Origin of the sequence: Rhodococcus sp. IEGM 1318, assembly GCF_033142465.1 — a bacterium.
GTDB classification, from domain to species: domain Bacteria; phylum Actinomycetota; class Actinomycetes; order Mycobacteriales; family Mycobacteriaceae; genus Rhodococcus_F; species Rhodococcus_F qingshengii_B.
The window spans coordinates 448,076-470,767 of the sequence record NZ_JAWLSC010000003.1; the positions used below are offsets into that span (position 1 = coordinate 448,076).

At 63.2% G+C, this 22,692-nt stretch carries 22 protein-coding genes; 16 read left to right on the forward strand and 6 right to left on the reverse strand.

All coding sequences use genetic code 11. The features are described from left to right. Positions 1-447: 447 nt before the first annotated feature. Positions 448-1,101, reverse strand: coding sequence for a GNAT family protein (locus tag R4P65_RS10355; protein WP_317826423.1), 654 nt, complete (start codon positions 1,099-1,101; stop codon positions 448-450). Positions 1,102-1,224: 123 nt separating this feature from the next. Between R4P65_RS10355 and R4P65_RS10360 the strand changes: the two genes are divergently transcribed. The 5 genes from R4P65_RS10360 to R4P65_RS10380 all read left to right on the forward strand — a co-directional run bounded on the left by R4P65_RS10360 (position 1,225) and on the right by R4P65_RS10380 (position 7,721). Continuing rightward, the gene (locus R4P65_RS10360) at positions 1,225-2,622 is read left to right on the forward strand and encodes an MFS transporter (protein ID WP_230813435.1); all 1,398 of its coding nucleotides are present in this window, start codon (positions 1,225-1,227) and stop codon (positions 2,620-2,622) included. After that, positions 2,619-4,181, forward strand: a complete 1,563-nt coding sequence (locus R4P65_RS10365) for a pyridoxal phosphate-dependent decarboxylase family protein (RefSeq protein ID WP_317826424.1) — start codon at positions 2,619-2,621, stop codon at positions 4,179-4,181. The genes R4P65_RS10360 and R4P65_RS10365 overlap by 4 nt, the downstream gene beginning before the upstream one ends. A 127-nt stretch (positions 4,182-4,308) precedes the next feature. Beyond that, complete coding sequence (locus R4P65_RS10370; RefSeq protein ID WP_317826425.1) at positions 4,309-5,640, forward strand: cyclopropane-fatty-acyl-phospholipid synthase family protein; 1,332 nt, start codon at positions 4,309-4,311, stop codon at positions 5,638-5,640. 20 nt (positions 5,641-5,660) lie between these two features. Further along, the gene (locus R4P65_RS10375; protein ID WP_317826426.1) at positions 5,661-6,980 is read left to right on the forward strand and encodes a lipase family protein; all 1,320 of its coding nucleotides are present in this window, start codon (positions 5,661-5,663) and stop codon (positions 6,978-6,980) included. 69 nt (positions 6,981-7,049) lie between these two features. Beyond that, positions 7,050-7,721 carry a DUF1345 domain-containing protein gene (locus R4P65_RS10380; RefSeq protein ID WP_317826427.1) on the forward strand — a complete coding sequence of 224 codons (672 nt, stop codon included), beginning with the start codon at positions 7,050-7,052 and terminating at the stop codon, positions 7,719-7,721. Positions 7,722-7,742: 21 nt separating this feature from the next. Here R4P65_RS10380 and R4P65_RS10385 read toward each other — a convergent pair whose 3' ends face one another. Continuing rightward, complete coding sequence (locus R4P65_RS10385) at positions 7,743-8,372, reverse strand: LysE family transporter (RefSeq protein WP_230813430.1); 630 nt, start codon at positions 8,370-8,372, stop codon at positions 7,743-7,745. 117 nt (positions 8,373-8,489) lie between these two features. On the opposite strand from R4P65_RS10385, the gene R4P65_RS10390 reads away from it, so the two are divergent. Beyond that, positions 8,490-9,146: a nitroreductase family protein gene (locus R4P65_RS10390; RefSeq protein WP_124569410.1), complete on the forward strand. Its 657-nt coding sequence runs from the start codon at positions 8,490-8,492 to the stop codon at positions 9,144-9,146. Next, entirely contained in the window at positions 9,140-9,775 is a 636-nt protein-coding gene (locus R4P65_RS10395) for a dihydrofolate reductase family protein (RefSeq protein ID WP_317826428.1), read from the forward strand. Before R4P65_RS10390 ends, R4P65_RS10395 begins: the two co-directional genes overlap by 7 nt. Here R4P65_RS10395 and R4P65_RS10400 read toward each other — a convergent pair. After that, positions 9,772-10,575 (reverse strand): sulfite exporter TauE/SafE family protein, encoded by an 804-nt coding sequence (locus R4P65_RS10400; protein WP_317826429.1) that lies wholly within the window; start codon positions 10,573-10,575, stop codon positions 9,772-9,774. The two genes, R4P65_RS10395 and R4P65_RS10400, sit on opposite strands and share 4 nt — an antisense overlap. Before the next feature lie 93 nt (positions 10,576-10,668). Here R4P65_RS10400 and R4P65_RS10405 point away from each other — a divergent pair, with 93 nt between their 5' ends. Then, positions 10,669-11,472, forward strand: a complete 804-nt coding sequence (locus R4P65_RS10405) for a helix-turn-helix transcriptional regulator (protein ID WP_317826430.1) — start codon at positions 10,669-10,671, stop codon at positions 11,470-11,472. Here R4P65_RS10405 and R4P65_RS10410 read toward each other — a convergent pair. The 3 genes from R4P65_RS10410 to R4P65_RS10420 form a co-directional block, all read right to left on the reverse strand. Then, positions 11,450-11,899 carry a hypothetical protein gene (locus R4P65_RS10410; RefSeq protein ID WP_317826431.1) on the reverse strand — a complete coding sequence of 150 codons (450 nt, stop codon included), beginning with the start codon at positions 11,897-11,899 and terminating at the stop codon, positions 11,450-11,452. The genes R4P65_RS10405 and R4P65_RS10410 overlap by 23 nt on opposite strands. Before the next feature lie 46 nt (positions 11,900-11,945). Continuing rightward, positions 11,946-13,199 (reverse strand): glycoside hydrolase family 1 protein, encoded by a 1,254-nt coding sequence (locus R4P65_RS10415; protein WP_317826483.1) that lies wholly within the window; start codon positions 13,197-13,199, stop codon positions 11,946-11,948. A gap of 126 nt (positions 13,200-13,325) precedes the next feature. Next, complete coding sequence (locus tag R4P65_RS10420) at positions 13,326-16,580, reverse strand: arabinosyltransferase domain-containing protein (RefSeq protein ID WP_411742535.1); 3,255 nt, start codon at positions 16,578-16,580, stop codon at positions 13,326-13,328. 132 nt (positions 16,581-16,712) lie between these two features. Between R4P65_RS10420 and R4P65_RS10425 the strand changes: the two genes are divergently transcribed. From R4P65_RS10425 to R4P65_RS10460, 8 genes are all read left to right on the forward strand, one after another. Next, entirely contained in the window at positions 16,713-17,195 is a 483-nt protein-coding gene (locus tag R4P65_RS10425) for a hypothetical protein (RefSeq protein ID WP_317826432.1), read from the forward strand. 152 nt (positions 17,196-17,347) lie between these two features. Next, positions 17,348-18,670, forward strand: coding sequence for a histidinol dehydrogenase (hisD, locus tag R4P65_RS10430; RefSeq protein ID WP_317826433.1), 1,323 nt, complete (start codon positions 17,348-17,350; stop codon positions 18,668-18,670). Between the two features lie 11 nt (positions 18,671-18,681). Beyond that, positions 18,682-19,824, forward strand: coding sequence for a histidinol-phosphate transaminase (locus tag R4P65_RS10435; protein ID WP_317826485.1), 1,143 nt, complete (start codon positions 18,682-18,684; stop codon positions 19,822-19,824). After that, positions 19,821-20,435 carry an imidazoleglycerol-phosphate dehydratase HisB gene (gene hisB / locus R4P65_RS10440; protein WP_003942383.1) on the forward strand — a complete coding sequence of 205 codons (615 nt, stop codon included), beginning with the start codon at positions 19,821-19,823 and terminating at the stop codon, positions 20,433-20,435. Before R4P65_RS10435 ends, hisB begins: the two co-directional genes overlap by 4 nt. Beyond that, positions 20,432-20,581, forward strand: coding sequence for a hypothetical protein (locus tag R4P65_RS10445; protein WP_230813421.1), 150 nt, complete (start codon positions 20,432-20,434; stop codon positions 20,579-20,581). The genes hisB and R4P65_RS10445 overlap by 4 nt, the downstream gene beginning before the upstream one ends. Before the next feature lie 89 nt (positions 20,582-20,670). Next, entirely contained in the window at positions 20,671-21,792 is a 1,122-nt protein-coding gene (locus tag R4P65_RS10450; RefSeq protein ID WP_317826486.1) for an MFS transporter, read from the forward strand. Between the two features lie 9 nt (positions 21,793-21,801). Next, positions 21,802-22,437 carry an imidazole glycerol phosphate synthase subunit HisH gene (gene hisH / locus R4P65_RS10455; protein WP_230813420.1) on the forward strand — a complete coding sequence of 212 codons (636 nt, stop codon included), beginning with the start codon at positions 21,802-21,804 and terminating at the stop codon, positions 22,435-22,437. Continuing rightward, positions 22,434-22,685: a hypothetical protein gene (locus R4P65_RS10460; RefSeq protein ID WP_230813419.1), complete on the forward strand. Its 252-nt coding sequence runs from the start codon at positions 22,434-22,436 to the stop codon at positions 22,683-22,685. The genes hisH and R4P65_RS10460 overlap by 4 nt, the downstream gene beginning before the upstream one ends. Positions 22,686-22,692 lie beyond the last annotated feature (7 nt).

Genomic DNA, 22,692 nt, shown 5'->3' on the forward strand with positions numbered 1-22,692 from the left:
TAGCATTTGCCTTGTGGCAGTAAGCCATTCAGAAACTATCTCCGGAGGATCGTATGTTGGGTTCCCTTTTTTCCATCAGCTCTGAAATCGGTGTCCCGTCCGTCGACGCGCTCTTCGAGGCTGCTCGGACCATCATCGGCGCGATCTTCGGCCTGAGCTGACACATCGCAGCGACCTTCCCCCGCGGTGAAGAAGTCCCTGTTCTCCGACGAGGAGGACAGGGACTTTTGTGCTGCCTGCCGGTGAGTGGCTGCCTGTTTGTGTGTGAGAGGCCTAGCGGTCGTTCTGTTGATATGCGATCGCCATCAAAGATGCGACATCGTCATTCATGTCCGCGGTACCGGTGAGCCCGATCTTGTGGGTCGACTGACCGGGAGCTTTTGCGGGCGCCAGAAGGTCGGAACCGGGGGCCTCGACAAAAGTGGTCGCTGTGCGCGGGTAACTCGCTCAGTCGATGCCGAGCATCTGCTTGAGCTCGCGCACGCCGGTCACTTCGACGGGATACGGCGGTGGGACAAAGTCTTCGCGACTGAGGGTGAAGAGACGACGCACAGTCATTCGGCCGTCGGAAGCCAACTCCTCTATCGTGCCGTCTGCGCGGTACCCGACTTTGGTTGACACCGTGATCGAGGCGGGGTTGTCGGTGAACGCCGACGATACGACGCTGCGTGCGCCCAAATAGTCGAATGCGAATGCGCAGATTGCCTGTCGGGCGAGAGTGCCGATACCCCGGCCCTGGAACTCGCGCCCGATCCACGAACCGGTTTCACCGGTACGACTGTTGGGGAAGTCCGTCGCTGCAAACGCCTGACAGCCGACGATTTCTCGGTCCACAACGATGGCTGTTTCGAATTTCCAGTCGGCTATGGTCATCGCTGCGCGGACCGACCAGTGGTATTGGATGAATCTTCGCGACACTTCGTCGGGAGTGCCCACCGTCCAGGGGACGAGAAACGGCATCTGTTCGGCAGGGTGAATGCCGGCTCGGACCAGCGCAGCGAGTTCGGGGAAATGGTCGTCGCGCACGGGGGTCAAGGTGACGGGCCCACACGTGATCGTTACTCCGTACGGAGGCCAGATCTCTCTCAACGGATCAACCATCGTGCCCAGACTTTCGTTCGTGTGCGAATCGAGTCACAGTCTGGCATGCCCGGCCCGTCCGAGTGAGCGACTTCTGGTCATCGAGATTCTTTTGCCCTCGCGGTACGGAGTTGTGACATTAGTGTGTGGACGGTGACTACAGACAAACCGGTACGTCTTCGTGAAGGTAGATCGCCTGACAGGCTTTCGCGTGGTGTGGTGGCCGGATACGCAGCGGGAAGTGTCGGCACGGGCGGATTCGGTGTTCTGCCAGGTCTGGTACTGGCGTACTACCTGACCGACACGCTCGGGGTTACCGCGGCGCTCGCGTCGCTCGTGGTCATCGTTCCGAAAATCGCCGATGTCCTGATCGACCCGCTGATCGGGTCGATCAGCGATCGAGGCTCTCATCGAACTGGTACGCGAGTGCCACTCATGCTCGCAGGTGCTCTGGCTCTGCCCTTGCTCTTCATTCTCACGTTCTCGGCTCCCGTGTCTGCCGGCCCTGGAGTCGGGGCGTTGTGGGTGCTCGTCTTCTTCCTGCTCGCGGCCAGTGCCTACAGTCTCTTTCAGGTTCCGTACATCGCGTTGCCGACCGAGTTGACCGGCGATTATCACGAGCGCACTCGCTTGGTATCGGTTCGAATTGCTGTGTTGGCCCTGACAATTCTGGTCATCGGCGCCGGCGGCCCCGAGCTTCGCGATGCCGCCGGGGGCGGGGCGCGCGGCTATCTCGTCATGGCGATCGGAGTGTCGGCGCTGATGTGCGGCGCAATGATCTGGGCAGTTCGCGGAGCGGCGCGCCACACGGTGACTCACGCGGATGCCCCGACAGGCTCGTTGCTCTCGCAGTATCGGGACGGATTCGACGCGATACGACGCACGCGCGCGTTCCGATTGCTGGTCAGCGTATTCGTGCTCCAAGCTCTTGCGACTGCGGTGATGTTGGCGGGTGCGCAATACCTGGCGACGTATGTGATGGGCAACGAAGGTGCACTCACCGGGCTGTTCGTCGCACTCGTCGGGCCGGCCCTCGTCGTGATGCCACTGTGGTACCGGTTCTCCCATCGGTACGGAAAGCTTCGCGGTTACGTCGTGGCTTCGGTTCTGTTTGTCGTGGCGACGGCGTTGTTGACGCTCGCGGCGCTCGACGCCGGCCCGTGGATCTACGGCGCCGTCGCCCTTGCCGGCGTTGCCTATGCCGGTATGCAGGTGTTCCCGCTGGCGATGCTCCCGGACGTCATCGAGGACGACGCGCGAATCGGTGGTCGCCAGCGCGGAGGCTCGCTCAGTGGTATCTGGACCGCCTCGGAAACCGCGGGTTTGGCCCTCGGGCCTGCCGTGTTCTTGGGTGTTCTCGCAGTAACCGGGTTTGTCTCGAAAACTGCGGGGGAGACTGTCGTACAACCGGAATCGGCGCTCACCGGCATCGCCCTGGGGTTCTCGATCGTGCCGGCAATCCTGGTTGCGATAAGTCTGGTCGTATTGCGGAATTACCACACCGAGCAAGAATCCACTCACGAGAACGCAGGTGAACGATGAGTTCCAGTCAGGTCGAGGCATTTCAGGGCAAAATCCTCGAGAGCGCGAACCTCGAGAGCCGCGCCGCTGACATCTTGGGCCGGCTGCGTTCGCTTCGTGAGCAGGATGCTCCGACGCACGGCGGCCGGGTTCTGTCGTACGTGTACGACAGCGGTCTCGCAGTCCTCGACGAGTTGGCAGCCGACGCGGCTCGATTGGTTCAGCCCGTCAACGGTCTCGACCCGACGGTGTTTCCCTCCACTGCGGTAATGGAGCGTGAGCTGGTGGCGTTCGCGCGCGAGTTCCTCCATGGAACTTCGGACACGGCCGCAGATCCAGACGCAGAAGCAGGAGGGGCGGTAGTCGGCAATGTCACCAGCGGCGGAACGGAAAGTTGTGTGTTGGCCGTCAAGGCCGCTCGCGACTTCCGTGGCCTCCCGCCGGGGGAGGGCTCGCTGGTTCTTCCGACCACCGCGCATGCCGCTTTCCACAAGGCGGCGCACTTGCTCGGACTGGAACTGATCCTGGTGCCGGTGGATCCCACGTCGGGGCGCGTTGACGCACAAGGTATTGCGGCAGCGTTGCGGGACGACACGGTATTGATCGTCGTCTCTGCGCCCAATTACCCGTTCGCGGCCCTCGATCCGATTGCCGAAGTCGCGGAAGTTGCTTGTGCACGGTCGATTCCATTGCATGTTGATGCCTGCATCGGCGGACTTGCGTTGCCGTGGTGGGGTGATCTGGCGCCCTGGGATTTCCGGGTGGCCGGTGTCACCAGCATGTCGGTCGACTTCCACAAGTACGGATATTCACCGAAAGGCGTCTCGGTTTTGCTGCACCGAGGGCGTGATCTGCATCGCAGGCAGTATTTCGGACTCACGGACTGGCCGGGCTATCCGGTGGTCAATCCCACTCTTCTCGGTTCCAAATCCGTTGCTGCCCTGGCCGGGGCGTGGGCGATTTCGCAAGTCCTCGGTCAACCCGGGTATGCCGAACTGGTGTCCCGGGCGCATCGGGCGACCCGTGCGCTCGTCGACACAGTCCAGAGCGTCGACGGGCTTCGCGTCGTGGGCTCGCCGGTGGGACCACTGTTCGCGGTCGCTACCGACGATTCCGTGCCGCTCGAACGGCGAGTGGATCCGCATCGCTGGGTGAGCGCTGTCGGTGCCCGGGGTTTCGTCCTTCAAGGGCAGCCGGCGTCGACGCAATCCGACGGGACGAAGTTGCCTCGAACAACCCACCTCACCGTCACCCCGGTGACCGAGTCGGTGCTCGGCGAGTTGACCAGCGCACTCGTCCTCGGTGCCGACGACGTTCGTGGCTTGGCGGCAGCCGAGGCGCCGCCGGCCCTGGCAGAGTTGGCCGGAGCATTTGAACGTGGCGATGTCACCGTCGCCGATGTTCTTGCGTTGCCCAGTGATGCCGTCGCGGCAGCGTTGACGTCGGCGGGGCTGGATCCTCGGGGCTCTTCTGATTCTCCCTTGGACATGGCGGCCGTCCTGGCGGCAGTGGAATCGCTGCCACGTGAGGTCACGAAGAGACTGCTGGTGGAATTCCTCGCCGGACTGGTGGAGCCCTGAACTCAGCGGTGAATACCGAAACCGCGATGAACACTATCCAAAACTCGGACAAATGGCGCGAAAGATTCGTGCATCGAGCGTAAGTTTTCTGTCATCGGCTAACCATCTGTTGTCGGAGGGTTGATTTGTGACTGGTGCCGCGACCAAGATTCTGACAGTTTTCGAGGACGTAATCGGGGTTCCGCTTCCGATTCGAGTGCGTTGTTGGGACGGTTCCGAGGCAGGCCCGCCGGACGCCGCCGCACAGGTGCATTTCCGGAATCGGCGTGGATTGCGGCGAGTCCTCTACTCTCCCAACGAATTGGGGTTGGCGAGGGCGTACGTGTCCGGGGATCTTGACGTCGACGGCGATATCTTTGCGCTCCTCGACGTCCCGGACCTGGTCACGCGGCTTGGCGAGAATCGATTGTCGGCGTTGCCGTTGCGCTCGATCGTGCGCGCCGCCGGTACTTTCGCAGGCTTGGGGGCGGTAGGTCTACCGCCATCACCCCCGTCGATCGAGATGCGTCGTAAGCGAGGCAAACGGCACAGCAAATCACGCGATTCGGCGACTGTCTCCCATCACTACGACGTCGGGAATCGCTTCTACGAACTGTTTCTCGGGCCGAGCATGGTCTATTCGTGCGGATACTGGCCGGAGGGGGTCGAATCCCTCGAAGCCGCTCAGTTCGCGAAGCTGGACCTGATTTGCCGCAAGCTCGATCTGAAGCCGGGCATGCGACTGCTCGACGTCGGCTGTGGTTGGGGATCGATGGCATTACACGCCGCTCAGAACTACGGTGTCGACGTCGTCGGAGTCTCGCTGAGTAACGAGCAAGTCGAGTACGCCAAGGGGCGAATTGCCGATGCAGGTTTGACCGATCGCATCGAGATTCGGGTGCAGGACTACCGCGACGTCGATGACGGCCCGTACGAGGCGATTTCGAGTATCGGGATGTCAGAGCATGTGGGCCTGGTCAATTTGCCGGTGTACACGGCAAAACTCTACGGCCTTCTCGTGCCGCAGGGGCGTCTGCTCAATCACGCCATCGCAGCGGTGAAGTCGTTGTCGGACAAGGCCGAAGACGGACCCAGTTTCATCGACAGCTACATCTTCCCGGACGGCGAGATACTTCCGCTGAGTAAAACCATTGATGCGCTGGAACTTTCAGGTTTCGAGACACGTGACAGCGAAGCGTTGCGTGAGCATTACGCACTGACGCTGCGCGCGTGGGTGGAGAACCTTCGCGAGAACTGGGATGCGGCAGTCCTACAGGTCGGTGCTCCTCGGGTGCGTACCTGGTTGCTGTACCTTGCCGCCAGTGCGCTGGGTTTCGAGGAGCCACACAGGCTTACGATTCATCAGGTTCTGGCCGTGAAACCAGGGGATCGGGGGGTCAGCGGTATGGCCCGCTCGCGTAACAGTTGGTACCGACCGATTGAAGTCCCGCAGATCGAAACCGGTCCGCGCATCGACTGAGGCCTATACGTTGGATTTCCATGAGCACCCGGAAGGTTGTCCTCGCGGCGGTGAAGATTTCGGCCGTTGCGGTATCGGCGCTGTTGCCGACCTCGCTGCTGTTCACGCCGATATCGAACGCCGAACCGGTGAGCGATTTTTACGACGCGAGCCCAGGCGACGTGGGTGATCCGGGATCGGTGATCCGGACGGAACCCCTTCCGATTGCCGGCGCCGTCGGCGCAGTGCCTGGTGTAGGGACTCGGATCCTGTACGCGAGTACCGACACCCACGGATCCAAGGTTGCCGTGTCGGGCTCGTTCCTGGAGCCGGCTGCCCCCTGGTCAGGGGCGGGTCCGCGCCCGACGGTGGTGATCGGTCCGGGCACGCAGGGCCAAGGTGATCAGTGCGCGCCGTCGAGGATGTTTCCCACTGCCGGTCAGCTCCGCCTGGCGGAACCCGGGAATCCGTCGAACTACGGCGCCGGTGTGGACAGTGTCGGTGTCAACTACGAGTCAGCTTTTGCTTTCGCTTTCCTAGCCCAGGGCGTTCGCGTGTTTGTCACCGACTACATCGGACTCGGAACACCAGGCGTCCATACCTACGTCAATCGCGCCGAGGAAGCCCATGCGATGTTGGACGGTGCACGCGCTGCCCGAGCCCTGGCACAGGCAGGAGAGGACGATCCGATCGCGCTGTGGGGCCACTCGCAGGGCGGCGGCGCCACTGCCGCTGCAACCGAACTGGCACCCGAATACGCGCCTGAGGTGAATCTGGTCGGGAGTTACGCCAGCGCGCCCCCGGCAGACCTGGCAAGCGTTCTGCGTCATATCGACGGAACCGGCCTGATGGCCGCGATCGGCTACACGATCAACGGTGTCCTCGACCGCTATCCCGCCGCCCGAGAACCGATCGAATCTCGACTCAACGACTACGGTCGGTCCGTGCTCGCAGACGTCGCCGGGCAATGCCTCATCGATTCCCGAACCAAGTACGGGAAGCAGTCGACGGCGTCGTGGAGCACGGACGGACGACCCCTTGCCGACGTGGTGGAATCGGTACCGGAGATCCAGCAGGTGATCGAGGAACAACGCATCGGGCGTCGAACCCCGGCCTCGCCGATCCTGGTCAACGGAGCGCTCAACGACGATTTCATCCCGTACGAGCAAACCCGGCGCCTGGTTCAGGACTGGTGTGCGCGTGGGGCCGAGGCGACGTTGTTCACCGACACCCTGCCTGCGGTGAATCCGGGGAGCGGCAACAATCACCTCGCACCGGCGGTGGCGGACTTCGGCGTCGGATTGCAGTACGTGCTGGACAGATTCAACGGCAAGCCGATAGTCGGTGCGTGCAACGCCTGAGTTTCTGTGTCACGTAACCACCGTGTCGCGTAATCACCGTGTCACTTCGAACGGTGGTTGACTGAGCGCGTGAACGATCGATCGCACGACCTCCCGATCAACCCGGTTCCGCGGGGTGAGCTGGGTGCCGGGCCCGCGTTGAGAGTGTCGACAGGTTTGGTGCTCGGTGTCGCTGCAGGTGTCGTCACGGCGTTGGTCGGCTACCCCCGGTTCGCTTTCCTGATCGGCTGGGATGTCGCGGCGATGGTGTTCACGGTGTGGACGTGGATTCTGGTCTGGCCCTTCGATGCGACGCTTACCGCGAGCCACGCAACGCGGGAAGAACCGGCTCGCAACGTCGCACACCTGCTGATTCTCGGCGCCGCCGTCGCGAGCTTGGTCGGTATCGCGTTCCTGCTCGTGGCCGCACCCGACGGACATCACTACCAAGTCGTGGCCGCGTCCGTCGCAGTCGGCAGCGTCGTGATCTCGTGGTTGGCGGTTCACACGCTCTTCGCCCTCGGATACGCGCGGCTGTACTACTCGGGCCCCGACGGAGGAATCGACTTCAATCAGGAAGAACCGCCGAGGTACAGCGATTTCGCCTACGTGGCGTACACGGTCGGGATGAGCTTCGCGATTTCCGACACCAACTTGAAGTCGTCGGACATGCGCGCGATGGCGCTCGGCCACGCATTGCTGTCGTACCTGTTCGGTTCGGTGATCGTGGCGTCCGTCGTCAACTTGATTGCGGGCCTGTGATCGATCAAGCCGTGTGACCGATCAAGCCGCTGCACGCCCGATGCTCGAGAGGAAGCCGGCGGCTCCGAAGAACAGGCCGGCGAACACTCGATTGGTGGTTCGCTGCTGTTTGGGGGAGCGCATCAAGGTGAGCACCCGTGCGGCGAGGCCGGTGTATCCGGTCATCACGATCACGTCGACTGCGCACATCGTGGCGGCGATGATCAGATACTGCGGCAGCAGCGGTGCCGCCGGGTCCAGGAACTGTGGGAGCACTGCGAGCATGAAAACGACGGCCTTCGGGTTGCTCGCGTTCACGAGAAATCCGCGAAGCATCATCATCGGGCCGGAACTGCTCGCGGTGGCTTCGTCGGTCTCCACTTCGGTGGGCGCTGACCGCCACTGCCTGACTCCCAGGTAGACGAGGTATACGACACCGAACCACTTGATCAAGGAAAAGGCCACGGTCGAACTGGCGAGAATTGCACCGACCCCGGCCGCGACAATTCCGATCTGCAGCAACAATCCCAATTGCAGCCCGAAAATGTTCCAGTAACCGCGCCGCAGGCCGTAGGCAAGCCCCGACGACATCGACGCAATGGCGCCGGCCCCCGGTGACAGGCTGATCACCCAACTTGCTCCGAAGAAGGCCAACCAGACGTGCCAACTCATGTCGAATGTCCTTTGATCGGGGAATACTCCCGACAACCAGCACGCACGGGATCAGAAAAGTGTAGACGGACTGTCCTGCTCACTGCTCACTGCTCGCTGCAGTGCAATGATCGGGAGATGACGCCGTACCCCGTACTCGACCTGACACCCGACGAATTACTGACCACGACACGCACGGTTCGAAAGCGTCTGGATCTGACCCGTCCCGTGCCGTTGGATCTGGTGAAGGAGTGCCTCCAGATCGCCCTGCAAGCGCCCTCCGGTTCGAATCGCCAGGGGTGGCAGTGGATGGTGGTGACCGATCCGGCACTGCGAGCAGCAGTCGGGCAGATCTACAAGGAAGTCACCGACGAGTACCTTGCTTCTCACGGTTCGGCGGCAAAACTCTTCGCCGACGATCCTGATCGCGCGCCGATCCAACAGCGCGTGGGCACCAGCGTCGCGTGGCTCGGTGAGCACATGGGTGAGGTGCCGGTCCTTCTCATTCCGTGCATCAAGGCGGGCAAGACGCTGCCGGAGGGGAACCAAGCCGGTCTGTGGGGTTCTCTACTCCCGGCTGCGTGGAGTTACGCGCTTGCCGCACGGGCACGTGGGCTCGGTACGGCATGGACAACATTGCACCTGCAGCGTGAGGCGGAAGTTGCCGAGCTGCTGGGCATTCCGGCCGGATTCCATCAGGCGGCTCTGATCCCGACGGCGTACTTCACCGGCGAGACGTTCAAACCTGCGGCGCGCGAACCCGTCGACAACGTGCTGCACGTGGACCGATGGTGAGCCTGATTTACTCGGCGATCTGCTCGATCGACGGGTACATAGCGGACAGCGACGGGAACTTCGACTGGGCTGTTCCCGACTCGCAGGTCCATTCGTTTGTCAACGAGCTCGAGAGGGGAGTCGGCACGTACCTGCTCGGGCGCCGGATGTACGAGACGATGATTCCCTGGGAAACGATGGCACACGAAACGACGCCACACGAGGACCCCGCAGGCACGTCGGTGTCTGGCTATTCAGTGCCAGGAGGACCTTCGGTTCCGGACGAGTTTGCCGGAATCGAGGCGGCGACCGTCGAGTTCGCTCGGATCTGGCGTGGAATCGACAAGATCGTGTACTCCACAACGCTGAACGAGGTGTCGACTGCGCGCACCAGGATCGTCCCGCGCTTCGATGCAGACTTTGTCAGCTCGATCAAGAGCGAAGCGGTACAAGATATCTCGATCGGTGGACCGACGGTTGCGGTTAGTGCTTTCGCGGCGGGTTTGGTCGATGAAGTGAGACTGTTTCTGTGTCCGGTCAATATCGGTGGCGGATTACGAGCTCTCCCGGAAGAGCGGCTTGATCTGCAACTGCTCGAGGAGAAAACCTTCGACGGCGGCGTGATCTACCTGCGGTACGCCGTTCGCTAGGCCGCGATCATCACTGCCGTGACGACGCAGAGTAGAGCGATGTAGGCGCCGGCATGGACGCGGTCCGGAATAGCACCGACTAGTCGCCGGCTCAGCACAATCGCAGGCAGAGAGCCGGCGAGAAGCGTGCAGACGGCCAGAAGGTCGACAGCGCCGACTCTGCCCGCCGACAGATCCGAAGCAGAGATGTGTCCGGATGCCGCCGCGTACACCGCAGTCGCGACGACGGCGACAGGCAGGCTCAACGGGTTGGCGCTCGCGGCGGCATCGGCCATCGGAACTCCGCCGCGTCGCATCATCGGCACCGTCATGACGCTCCCGCCGACTCCGAGGAAACTTGCGACGGCACCGATGCCTATCCCGACAGCGTGGACGCCGTGACGGTCAAGATGTTCGCGAGGTTCAGGTGGAGTCAGAAACCCTTGTCGCAGAAGGCTGTCGAGGATCGTCACGACGAGGTAGAGGACAAACAGGATCCGGACGATGCCGTCGTCGACGTGGCCTGCCGCGACCGCTCCGAGCGCTGCTCCGACCGCGACGGGTCCGATCAGAGGTCGGATGTACTCCGTCCGAAGTCGTCCTGATTTCCTGAATGCCACTGTGGCACTGAGTGAATTGACCACCATCACTGCAACCGAGGACGCGACGGCGACGTGCATCGGATCGGCGACGTCTGGCCGAAGTGCGGACGCGGCGTAAACGACTGGGACGGTGACGAACCCGCCACCGAATCCGAACAGAACAGTGGTGACTCCGGTCAAAGCGCCGAAAGTGAGCAGGATGAGGGCGTAGTGAAGCACGTGATGAACGGTAGCGATTTCCCTCCTGGCTCACATTCGAAGGTTCGCCAGATTCCATTGTCAATCGGACACCGACTCGGTAGATTCTTTCCGGTGCGCAACATTCCGATCAAGGACGTCGATCACTCACCTCGCAGTGTCCTCGCCATCGGAACCGACTACCCACCCGGTCACGCCCTGGCAGCACACGATCATCGACGAGCCCAGTTCCTCTACGCTGTGAACGGTGCGATGAACGTCGAAACCGAAGACGGTGAGTGGACGGTTCTGCCGTCCAATGCGATCATGATTCCCGCCGGTGTCGCGCATGCGGTGACGATGGACGGCGTCAGCACACGAAGCCTCTACATCGAACCGTCCGCAGTTCCCTGGTTTCCGGTCAGGTGCCGGGTAGTCGCGGTCTCGCCGCTCCTACGTGAGCTACTTGTCGCTGCGGTCGACCTGGATGTCGGGCTGAAGGTGGAGGACGACATCTCTGCCCACGGACGTGAGGCCGCAGTAGTTCAATTGATCCTCCACGAACTTCGCGATCTTGCACCTCTACCTGTGGAACTTCCGCTGCCTCGGCACCCGGGATTGCGGGCATTGTGCACGCGGTATCTCGCAGGCCCGTCGATTCACGACTCGCCCGCGCGGTGGGCCGGGCGACTCCACATCAGTGAACGAACGCTGCACCGCTTGCTGATCTCGGAAACGGGGATGAGCGCGTCGTCGTGGATGCAGCGTGCCTGCATTCTTCATGCGCTTCCGAAACTCTCCGCCGGTGCCAGTGTGACGTCCGTTGCGTCTGAACTCGGATACTCGACGCCCGCTGCCTTCGCGGCGATGTGCACCCGGGTCTCGGGTGCATCGCCCAGTAGCTATCGGGCGCGCCTTACGACACCGACACCGGGATGATGTCGGCGACGACGTCGTGGATGAGTCCGTCACGGACTTCGAAGGTTTCACGAATCTCTACGGTCATGAGGCGAGTGCCACCGATTCCCGCGTCCAGCAGGTAGGTGGTCGAGACGATGTCCCCGGCTTCCGACATCTCGAGGTCGCGTATGCCCTGGATGACGCGGTATTGGATGCCGTTTTCGAGGTCGGCGGTCATCTGCGGTCCGGAGAACCCGGTCTTGATTCCGGCTTCGACGCGCGTGGCGTCCGGGGCGAAATGAACATCGGAGACGTCATGGGAGACGAGGGCGTCGATGTAGGCACGTGCCTGCGCCTCACGGGGTGAATCGGCCGGGTTGGGGACTGCCGTCGCAGCGCCTCCCGCAGCCAGGATCAGGGCAGCTGTGGCAGCAGCAGTTCCGGCGATCTTTTGCAGTGTTCGCATGGGGGATCCTAACGACGAGGAGTGGTGGAAATTCGGAAAACGGCTGTCATCGAGTAGCCGTGCAGCTGCGTGGAGGGTCGACGAGCGAGCAGAAAGCCGGGGCCATGACGGGCACGTAGTCGGCGCCGACGCCGTTGTCGCGAATGATCCGGCGGTAGGTGTCGACTCCGTCGGTCGGGGTACGGGTCGCGGTGGGATCACCGAGAACATCTACGGTGTAGAGGCCGAATCGAGGCCGGTACGAACCCCATTCGTAGTTGTCGGTGATGGACCAGTAGTTGTAGCCGATCACGTCGGCGCCGTCTTCTCGGGCGCGTTCCATCCAATAGATGTGATCTCGTAGGTGATTCGAGCGTGTGTATCCGTCGGCGCGCGGCGCTCCGTTGTCGGTGGGCATGCCGTTCTCGACGATGTAGAGGGGGAGTTCGGGATACTTGCCCGAGTAGCGCATCAATGCGTCGTACAGGCCTTCGGGTTGTGGTGTGACGTTGTAGAACTCGTCGAGCGCGGCGTACGCGGCACTCGGATTGTCGAGGGCCACACCGTAGTAGTAGTCGATCCCGAGAAAGTCGAGCTTGTCGCGCACTCGATCCGTGAACACCGAATCGATGGCCTCGGACACACCGGGAATGAAGGAGAAATTACTGCTCACACGGGCACCGGGATCGAGAACATGGATGCGGTCGTAGATCGCCCGGTGGACTCGGACCAATGAGTCGAACATCGACGGTGCCTGGGTGAGTGCGATTCCGCCAAAGGTCAATTCGCGCTGAACATACACAGTCGGCTCGTTGATCGTGATCCACAGCGCCCCGATTCCGGAGTACCGCTCGACTACCTTCTCTGCGTTGACCAGCCAATCGGCTTCCGTCTTCGGATTTGCCCATCCGCCTTGATCGACAACCCATCCCGGATACACCCAGTGATCGAGCGTGATCATCGGAGTCATGCCCCGCGCGCGGATGTGCGCCACCACGTCGTCGTAGTACGCGAATTCGGTCTCGTTCCAGTTTCCCGGGGTGGGCTGAACTCGCGCCCACTCGACGCCGAATCGGAAAACCTTCGATCCCAGATCGGCCGCCCGATCGATGTCCTCGGCGTAGCGATGGCGGAAGTCGACCGAGTCACCGATTTTGTCGTGGGTTCGTCCGGAGTCGGAGTATCTCGACCAGTTGCTGTCCGGTGACGATCCTTCCGATTGGAATCCGGAGGTGGCAACGCCCCAGAGGAAATGGTCCGGTACCTCAGCCGATGCGTGCGTGGGAAGGGCAAGCGCCCCGACCAGGCACGTCAGTGCCATCAGCGCAGGCGCGATAGACCGTGACAGGGCTCCCATGTCTGGGAGACTAAGTCATACAAGTGTCCAGTCGCAGGCGTTTCGTCCGATCCGCCCGCGACTGGACCTCGTCACTCAGAACCTTCCCGCTCAGAACACCATGGTCATCGGACCAGGGGTCCACGTTCCGGAACGCTGTACTCGTGTTTCGTCGACCTGGGCGGGCACTGCGCCCGGATCGATCGGTGTGTACTTCTCGATCGAACCCCAGTCGCGAGCCCAGTCGTTGTCGAGGTACGACGGAATGGTCTGAGCGCTGAGCAGCAGATCGATCCACCCCAACGGTCCGCCGCCGTAGTGGTCCTGCCAGGCACTGGTCACGAGCGCGCCGGAATGGTCGGGAAGGATCCGGTACTCGGGGACCTCGGCGATTCCGACCCTGTGATCGAAGGGGCGTTGGCACGGGAATGCCAGGCCGACAGCCCAATCCAGCATGACGGGCGCCTGCGAGCCGACGACGTCGTTGAGCTTCTGGGTCTTCGGAACGCGTGGCGGGGTAACGGCCACCCATTGGTCGGCCTTGCTGTCGTAGTCGCTGACGACAAGTCGAATGCTGTTGGCTTCGACGGGAATCTGAGCCAGCGGCACACGCAGGTTCCGCCAGGACGGTGCCGGCCCGATGTCGAGGGGTGTGATCTTTCCGAGTGTTTCCACATCGTCTGCTTCCGCGTCGTCGACGCCGCGCGCTGTGCCGTACTCGACCTCGACGTTCTGGCCGTAAGTGACGATTCCGTCCTTGTCGACGGATCGGACACGACCAGCCGTTGCAATCGAGATGATGTCGCCACGGGTTGCGTTCTCACCCACGTCGGGGAGTTGGTACCAATCGCTGGTCAGAGTGCCGGGGGACGGTTGACCGTAACTGCCCATGACCGGTGTTGTCGCCGGGTCGAGACCGAACGGCAACGCGACCGAACTGCCGTTGACTCCGGTCTGTCCGGCGCCACCACCGGTTCCGGCCGAGTTACCGGCGGTGTCCTCGGAGGTGTCGACGGTGTTCGCGCCGCCGGTAGCCGTGGCTTCCTTGTCGGCTCGAAGGTCGGAGGCGACACCATTCGGATCGAATCCTGTTGCCCCACCAGCGGAGAGCGCCGTGGCTACGCTGCCGGCGAGGGGGGTCAGCATCGACGCATTCGGATCGGTTTCGAGCAGAACGTCATTGGCGAGTCCGCATTGTTGGCCCAGAACCGCGTCGACGTTCGCGCGGCCCACCGAGTAGGCAGGGTATTGGGTGACCGCGCCTTTGGCCATGGAGAGCACCTCGAAGAGGACCATGGCACCTGCGGCGATCGTCAGTGGCGAGATGGCAAGCAGTCGAGCGTGCTTCGCGGATGGTTCCCTTCCTGCGGTGTACGGCTCACGGAAGAAGTACCACGCGGCGACGCCGAGCATCAGCACGGTCAGCCCGAGGAGGACGGTGCTCGCGCCGAGCCCGCCGATCGACACCGGCTTGTCCCACCACGGAACGCTGTAGCTGGACACGTAGTAGTAGCTGTTGCTGCCGGTGAATGCGACCGCCAGCAGGAACAGGACAGCCGCCGCGAAGAGGGCCCGATTGCGCGGCGAACGCAGGAGTTTCGTTCCCACGGCGACGGCAGTCATCATCGCCAGAACTGCGGTGAGTCCGGCAAAGATTCCGAAGTGGTGTGTCCACTTGGTCGGCGAGAACATCAGCAGTGGCAGTGCGCCGATCGTCAGCCCCACGACGCGGCGTGACGGACCGGCGGCCAAACCGGGAATCCGGCCGCCTTTGCGCAACATCATCGCGGTGCAGACGCCCAGGCACAGAACCATGACGAACACACCGAATCTGCGGGTCAGGGAACCGTCGACGGAGATGTTGAAGAGGTACTGATAGCGGAGGTACTCGTCGAACCAGGGCTGATTCGGTGAGATCGAGTGGACACGTTGCATCTCGATGACGGCGGCCAGACTCTGATCGCCGAACGCGGGGATGAGGATCGAGAGTCCGGCAGCCAGCAGTGGCCCGACAGCCGCGACGTAACCGATGGTGCGCGCACGTTCGATGATGATGCGCATGATCGGGCGTATTCCGGCGATGAGTGCGGCAAAGCAGATGAGGCCGGAAGGACCGGCAGTCAAGGTGAATCCGGCGATCAGGATCGCGACTGCGACCGGCAGAAGTCGTCTCGTCGCGACGGCGCGTTCGATCGAGCACCAGGTCAGCAGGACGCCGAGAGCAACGATCGGTTCGGGGCGCAGTCCGTTGTTGAACGGAAGCCAGAATGCGAGGAAGACAAGCGCGCCGGTCCAGAGGGCGAGTCGATTTCCGCGAATGGCGGCGCCCAGCCGAGGCGCAACCTCCCGGCTGATGACGAGCCAGGTGATGATGCCTGCCAACAGAGCAGGCAGACGGACCCAGGGGCTTGCGGTGCTGACGTGGGCCAGGAGTCCGAGGATGTTGTAATACGGCGTTCCGAACGGGGTTTCGGGGACCGCGAACCACCGGAAGTAGTTGGACATGTAGCCCGATTGCTCGGAGGCTCTTGCCATCGTGAACTGGTAGCCGTCGTCGGTGGTGGTAGCGCCGATGAAGTGCCACAGCACCAGCGTTCCGACGACGACGCCGTCGAGGACGGTGAACTTCCACCATCGGGCGGGCAGAAATCTGCGTGTGCCCCGGCCGTCGCGGTTGTCGAGGCGGTGCAGCGCGAAGAGGGACACGACAGCCGTGAGTGCCCCGAGAATCATGGCGAGAGTCTTGATCACCGACGGGCTCGACGTGAAGCGAGAGTCCGCCTCGATCGAGACGTTCAAACCGGCTGCCGCCGAATCGAGGTCGCTGAAGACGCCGACTACCTGTGGCCGGCTGTCGCCCTCGATGACGCGCGGTTCGGAACCGGTGGCACTGAAGGTGGTTCGGGTCGGCTCGGCGGCGAGCGTGAGTGCGCATCCAGTCGGCAGATCAGCGACGGGTGTCGAGAGCAACACTCGATCGCGCAGGACAACGTCCACCCGGGCGGGAGCGTCGGAGGATTCGGGGGAGACAGTGGCAACAAATCCGTAGCGGCGCGCATCGGCGGCACCCGGGGGAGCAGTCGAGACGAGCGTTCCGCCGGTGGCGGCCAACTCACTGATCGACGCGCACGGAATCGATGCCTCCATGCGCAACGGTGTGTACGAGACCAATGGCGCCTCGACGCTTGTCGTCGACCCGGCCTGCGGCCAGTTGACGGCGGCCGTGTCCTGTTCGATCGGCAGGAACGGCACCGATCCGCACAAAACTATGCCGAGGATCGATGCGACAATCGCAACGATCCGTGCTCGGTTCGGTCCGCTGGATCGCTCGGGGGTCGGCAAGGCCGGAGGTGCGGTCGTGGCCACGTCACTGTCTGTCACGACTTTGGACCCTAGCTGTGCGTGACGTATTTGTTATAAAAGCGGGAGTAATGGGATGGTCGTGTTCCCGGTGTCGTTCCTCGGGGTGGGGTTGTCGGCGATCGAGGTGGGGGTGCTGTGCACGAAGTTCACGAGTCCATTCCGCTGAGCCCACTACTGCGGCGGTCGACGGTCGCATTGTGCGTCGTCCTCGGAATTATCTTGGTGATTGTCTGCGGGTTTGCGGCGATCGTGGAAGGCGACCCGGCGGGTTACGTCGGTGCTGTGTTGTCGGCGACCTTCTGCTTCGGTTTGGCTGCGTACATGTGGAAGGTGCGCGTGATCATCACCACAGACTCCGAACGGGTGATGATCGCGCTGTCTCCGGGGTTGCGTCAGGTATTTCGGTGGGACGAAGTTGTGTCCGCAACTGCAGTCCATATCGGGATGGGCTCCGGGATCGGTTTTCGGATGACCGGCCCCGGTATGCGGGTAATCCTCGCGTCTCCCGGCCACGGGGTCCGCTTTCGTCTGCATGACGGCCGTGAAATCTCGGTGGCAACACCTCGAAGGAACGAGCTGATCGAACTTGCCGGGCGGCGGGCGCCGGACCTGCAGTGAGCGTCGCAGGTGGACCGGTGAAAAATGGGGTGCGCCTATCCTGGATAATTGACATCAGTTCTGTATTTCAGGCGCGTTGTTCAGGCCTGTGATGCCGGACCGGTTTGCTGCCGCTTGCACAGGCACCCCGTTTGCGTACGAGAGGAACTCTCATGCTTGCCCGCACCGACCTGCGTGGTCGTACCCCATCCACGGCCGAACTTCGCGCCGCGCTTCCCCGAGGTGGAGTGGATGTGGACGCGGTACTGCATCAGGTTCGCCCGATGGTCGAAGCCGTTCGTGATCGTGGGGCCGAAGCCGCGCTCGAGTTCGGCGAGAAGTTCGACGGCGTTCGTCCGTCTTCGGTCCGGGTTCCGGCTGCGGAGCTCGAGCGCGCACTTCGTGAACTCGACCCGGCCGTCAAGGAAGCCCTCGAGGTTGCGATCGAGCGCACCCGCAAGGTGCACGCCGATCAGCGTCGCAAGGACACTGTCACCGAGGTGGTCCCGGGTGGCACGGTCACCGAGCGTTGGGTTCCCGTCGAGCGCGTCGGGCTGTACGTCCCCGGCGGTAATGCCGTGTACCCGTCGAGCGTTGTCATGAACGTCGTGCCGGCTCAGACTGCCGGCGTCGGATCGCTGGTTGTCGCCTCGCCGCCCCAAGCCGACTTCGGCGGATTGCCGCACCCGACCATCCTTGCCGCCGCAGCCATGCTCGGTGTCGACGAGGTGTGGGCAGTCGGCGGCGGACAGGGCGTCGCCCTCCTTACCTACGGCGGGACCGATACCGATGGCTCCGAGTTGGTGCCGGTAGACCTGATCACCGGTCCCGGCAACATCTACGTCACCGCCGCCAAGCGTCTGTGCCGTGGCCTGGTCGGCATCGACGCCGAGGCCGGACCGACCGAAATCGCGATCCTCGCCGACCACACGGCTGATCCGGTTCACGTTGCCGCCGATCTCATCAGCCAAGCCGAGCACGATGTCATGGCTGCAAGCGTCCTCGTCACCACCAGCGTCGAATTGGCCGACGCCGTCGACAAGGCCCTGGCCGCGCAGCTCGGGATCACCAAGCACCGCGAGCGCGTCACCACCGCACTGACCGGCAGTCAGTCGGGCACCGTGCTGGTCTCCGATGTTTCCGCCGGTCTGCGTGTCGTCAACGCCTATGCGGCCGAGCACCTCGAGATTCAGACCGAGGACGCAACCGGTGTCGCAGCACAGGTCACCAGCGCTGGTGCCGTCTTCGTCGGCCCGTGGGCGCCGGTCAGCCTCGGCGACTACTGCGCCGGCTCCAACCACGTTCTGCCGACGGCCGGGTGTGCACGTCACTCCTCCGGTCTGAGCGTGCAGACCTTCCTGCGTGGGATCCACGTGATCGACTACTCCGAGTCGGCTCTGAAAGATGTTGCCGGACACGTCATCACGCTTGCCAATGCCGAAGACCTGCCCGCGCACGGGGAAGCTGTGCGCCTGCGATTCGAGGCTTTGCGATGAGTAGCTCTGCGATGAGTAGTGCTCCTGGAGGATCGATTTCGGTCGACGCACTTCCGATTCGCGAGAACCTGCGTGGCAAGTCGGCGTACGGCGCACCGCAGTTGACGGTTCCGGTTCAACTCAACACCAACGAGAACCCGCATCCGCCGACGCAGGCGCTCATCGACGACGTCGCCGAGTCCGTGCGCGAGGCCGCAAAGGAACTGCACCGATACCCCGACCGCGATGCCGTGGCTCTGCGGACGGATCTCGCTGCGTACCTGTCGAAGCAGACGGGAGTGCCGGTCACCGTCGACAACCTCTGGGCGGCAAACGGATCGAACGAGATTCTGCAGCAGTTGTTGCAGGCGTTCGCAGGTCCAGGACGTAGCGCGATGGGTTTTGTGCCCTCGTACTCGATGCACCCGATCATCGCCGACGGGACCGATACCGAGTGGGTCGAGGTCTTCCGTCGGGACGACTTCGCACTCGACGTGGATGCTGCCGTCACAGTGATCGAGGAACGTCGACCGGACGTCGTGTTCGTGACCAGTCCCAACAACCCGACCGGACACAGCGTCGGTATTGCGGAACTACGACGCATCCTCGACGTGGCGCCGGGCATCGTGATCGTCGACGAGGCGTACGCGGAGTTCTCCGCTGCCCCCAGCGCGATGACGCTGATCGACGAGTTCCCGGCCAAGCTGGTTGTGACCCGCACCATGAGCAAGGCTTTCGCGTTTGCCGGTGGCCGACTCGGCTACCTCGCCGCCGCTCCCGCGTTCATCGACGCACTGTTGTTGGTGCGCTTGCCCTATCACCTCTCGGTGGTGACGCAAGCGGCGGCACGTGCCGCCCTGCGTCACGCCGACGAGACCCTCGGCAGTGTCCACGCCTTGTCCGCCGAGCGTGATCGGGTGTCGAAGGCACTGGCGGACACCGGTTTCCGAGTGATTCCCAGTGACGCGAACTTCATCTTGTTCGGTCAGTTCACCGACAGTGCACAGGCGTGGAAGGAATACCTCGACCGCGGGGTTCTCATCCGCGACATCGGCATCCCCGGATATCTGCGGGCCACCGTGGGACTCGAAGCCGAGAACGACGCGTTCATCAAGGCCAGTGACGAAATCGCAGGCACCCAGCTGGTCGACACGAATTCAGGAGAGACGGCATGAGCGATCGCATCGCGCGGATCGAACGAACAACTCGGGAATCAAGCATCGTCGTCGAACTGAATCTGGACGGGACCGGCATCGTCGACGTCTCCACCGGCGTTCCGTTCTTCGACCACATGCTCAACGCGTTGGGTACCCATGCCAGCTTCGATCTCGACGTCAAGGCGAAGGGTGACGTCGAGATCGACGCTCACCACACCGTCGAGGACACCGCGATCGTTTTCGGCCAGGCGCTCGGCCAGGCTCTCGGCGACAAGAAGGGCATCCGTCGTTTTGGTGACGCCTTCATCCCGATGGACGAAACGCTGGCGCACGCGTCGGTCGACGTCTCCGGTCGCCCGTACTGCGTGCATACCGGCGAGCCCGACTACATGGTGCACTCCGTCATCGGCGGGTACCCGGGCGTGCCGTATCACGCGGTGATCAATCGCCACGTGTTCGAGTCGATCGCCTTGAATGCGCGTATCGCACTGCACGTTCGGGTTCTGTACGGTCGCGATCAGCACCACATCACCGAGGCTGAGTACAAGGCCGTTGCGCGCGCTCTGCGTGAGGCGGTCGAGCCGGATCCGCGCGTGAGCGGCGTGCCGTCGACGAAGGGCACACTGTGAGCGTCCTTTTCACCTATCTGCTGTTCATCGGTGCGGGAATTGCTGTGGGCGGCGCCTACTCGATGTTCAAGGTCAACAAGCTGGCGTCGGGAATCCTCCTCGCGATGGCGGTTCTGGCGGCGGTAGCGGGCGCACTGCGTCTGTGACGCGAAAAAATACTGCGTCTGTGACGCGAAGAGTTACTGCGTCTGTGACGGGGAAAGAGGCGGGGCCGGGGTTGCTTCGTACTCCGGGCATGATCGGTGTCCTGATCATGGCGGCAGCAGCTTTCGGTGGCTGGTCGTTGCTGTTGCCGGTGGTGCCGTTGCTGGTTGCGCAATCCGGCGGATCGGATGCGCTTGCCGGATCGGTGACCGGTGTCTTCATGGCGGCCACGGTCGTGACGCAACTGCTCGTGCCTCGGTTGTTGCGGACGCAGGGCTATCGGCGCGTGCTGGCGGTCGGATGTCTGCTCCTCGGTCCGCCGTCGTTGGTGCTGTTGATCTCGGCCGACGCCGGCCCTGTCCTGGCGGTTTCCGCGGTGCGAGGAATCGGTTTCGGCCTGCTGACGGTGGCCGGTAGTGCACTGGTAGCGGAGTTGGCGCCCAAACGAATTCTCGGCCGTGCCACTGGCGCTCAGGGGATCGCGATCGCAGCGTCGCAAATGGCTGGGCTGCCGCTGGGGCTTGCGCTCATGGAGCGGTGGTCGGCGACACCGGTGTTTGTTCTCGGTGCGCTTATCCCGGCACTCGCACTGGTGGCCATTGCCCGGTTGCCGAAGATCTTCGCTCAGCCCACCGGGGAATCCGTTCGGTTGAGTGTGTTCGCAGTCTTGGTTCCGGTGCTCGCTTTGGCTTGCGTGTCCGCGTCGTTCGGCGGGCTGTCGTCTCTGCTGCCGATCGCCATCTCGGAGCGCGCGGCCGTCGCGGGCGTGGTGTTGGCGACGGCAAGTGGGTCCATGTTGGTCGGCCGGTACTCGGCGGGGCTGATCGCTGACCGCCTCGGCAGTGGGCGGACACTCGCACCGGCATTGGTGTCGTCGACCATCGGATTGGTGCTGTTCGCGATCAACGTGGACGGCGGTTCGACACCGGTCTTGTTCTGTGCGGCGGTCCTTTTCGGGCTCGGCTTCGGTGCGGTGCAGAACGAATCATTGGTCATGGCGTTTCAGGCTGCCGGCCCGAGACAACTCGGATCCGCGAGCGCGATCTGGAACATCGGCTATGACGCCGGCACCGGAATCGGAGCGCTGGCGTTGGGATTCGTGGCTACTGCAGCCGGCTATGCGTGGGTGTTCGCGGTCTCCGCGGTAGTTGTTGCTCTCCTCCCGGCACTGGCCGCAGGCGGCAAAGTGATCGGCGCCAGGGTTGCCCGATAGAGTTGGGGCATGAGCGCTTCCACGATTGCTGTACTCGATTACGGCTCCGGCAACCTGCATTCGGCTACTCGCGCCTTAGCGCGCACCGGGGCGCAGGTGGAGGTGACCAACGATATGAACGTGGCACTGGCTGCGGACGGTCTGGTGGTGCCCGGGGTCGGCGCGTTCGCGGCCTGCATGGAAGGTCTGCGTGCAGTCCAGGGTGAGCGAATCATCGGCAGACGCCTGGCCGGTGGCCGACCGGTGCTGGGCATCTGCGTCGGCATGCAGATTCTGTTCGACCGGGGGGTCGAATTCGGTGTCGAGGCGGAGGGCTGCGGCGAATGGCCCGGCACCGTCGAGAGGCTGCAAGCAGAGGTCCTGCCGCACATGGGCTGGAACACCGTGGAGGCTCCGGAGTCCAGCACCCTGTTCAAGGGTATCGACGCCGATACCCGCTTCTACTTCGTCCACTCCTACGGTGTGCAGAGTTGGGAACTCGCGCCGTCCGAGCACATTGCGCCCCCGAAGCTGACGTGGGCCGATCACGGCGGAAAGTTTCTCGCTGCCGTCGAGAACGGTGCGTTGTCCGCGACGCAGTTCCACCCCGAGAAGTCCGGCGATGCAGGCGCCGAGTTGCTGAGCAACTGGGTGCAGAGTTTGTGACCGGGGGACCCGGATCGAACCGCGGCGAAAATTTCTCCCTCGCTCGTCTGGCGTTGTTCTCGCTCGGCGCCGCGGTGGCTGCGCTGGCGGTCGCCACGGTCGTCATCGTTGTGCTCAAACCCTCGCCGGGTGTCGGCCTCGTGATCGGTCTCGTGGGGGTCGTCGCTGCGATTGCGGCAATGGGCGTCGTATCCAAGCGGATGACCCGAAAAGCGTTCGGTGACCCGGAGGACGGTTCGAGGTCCTGACCCACTA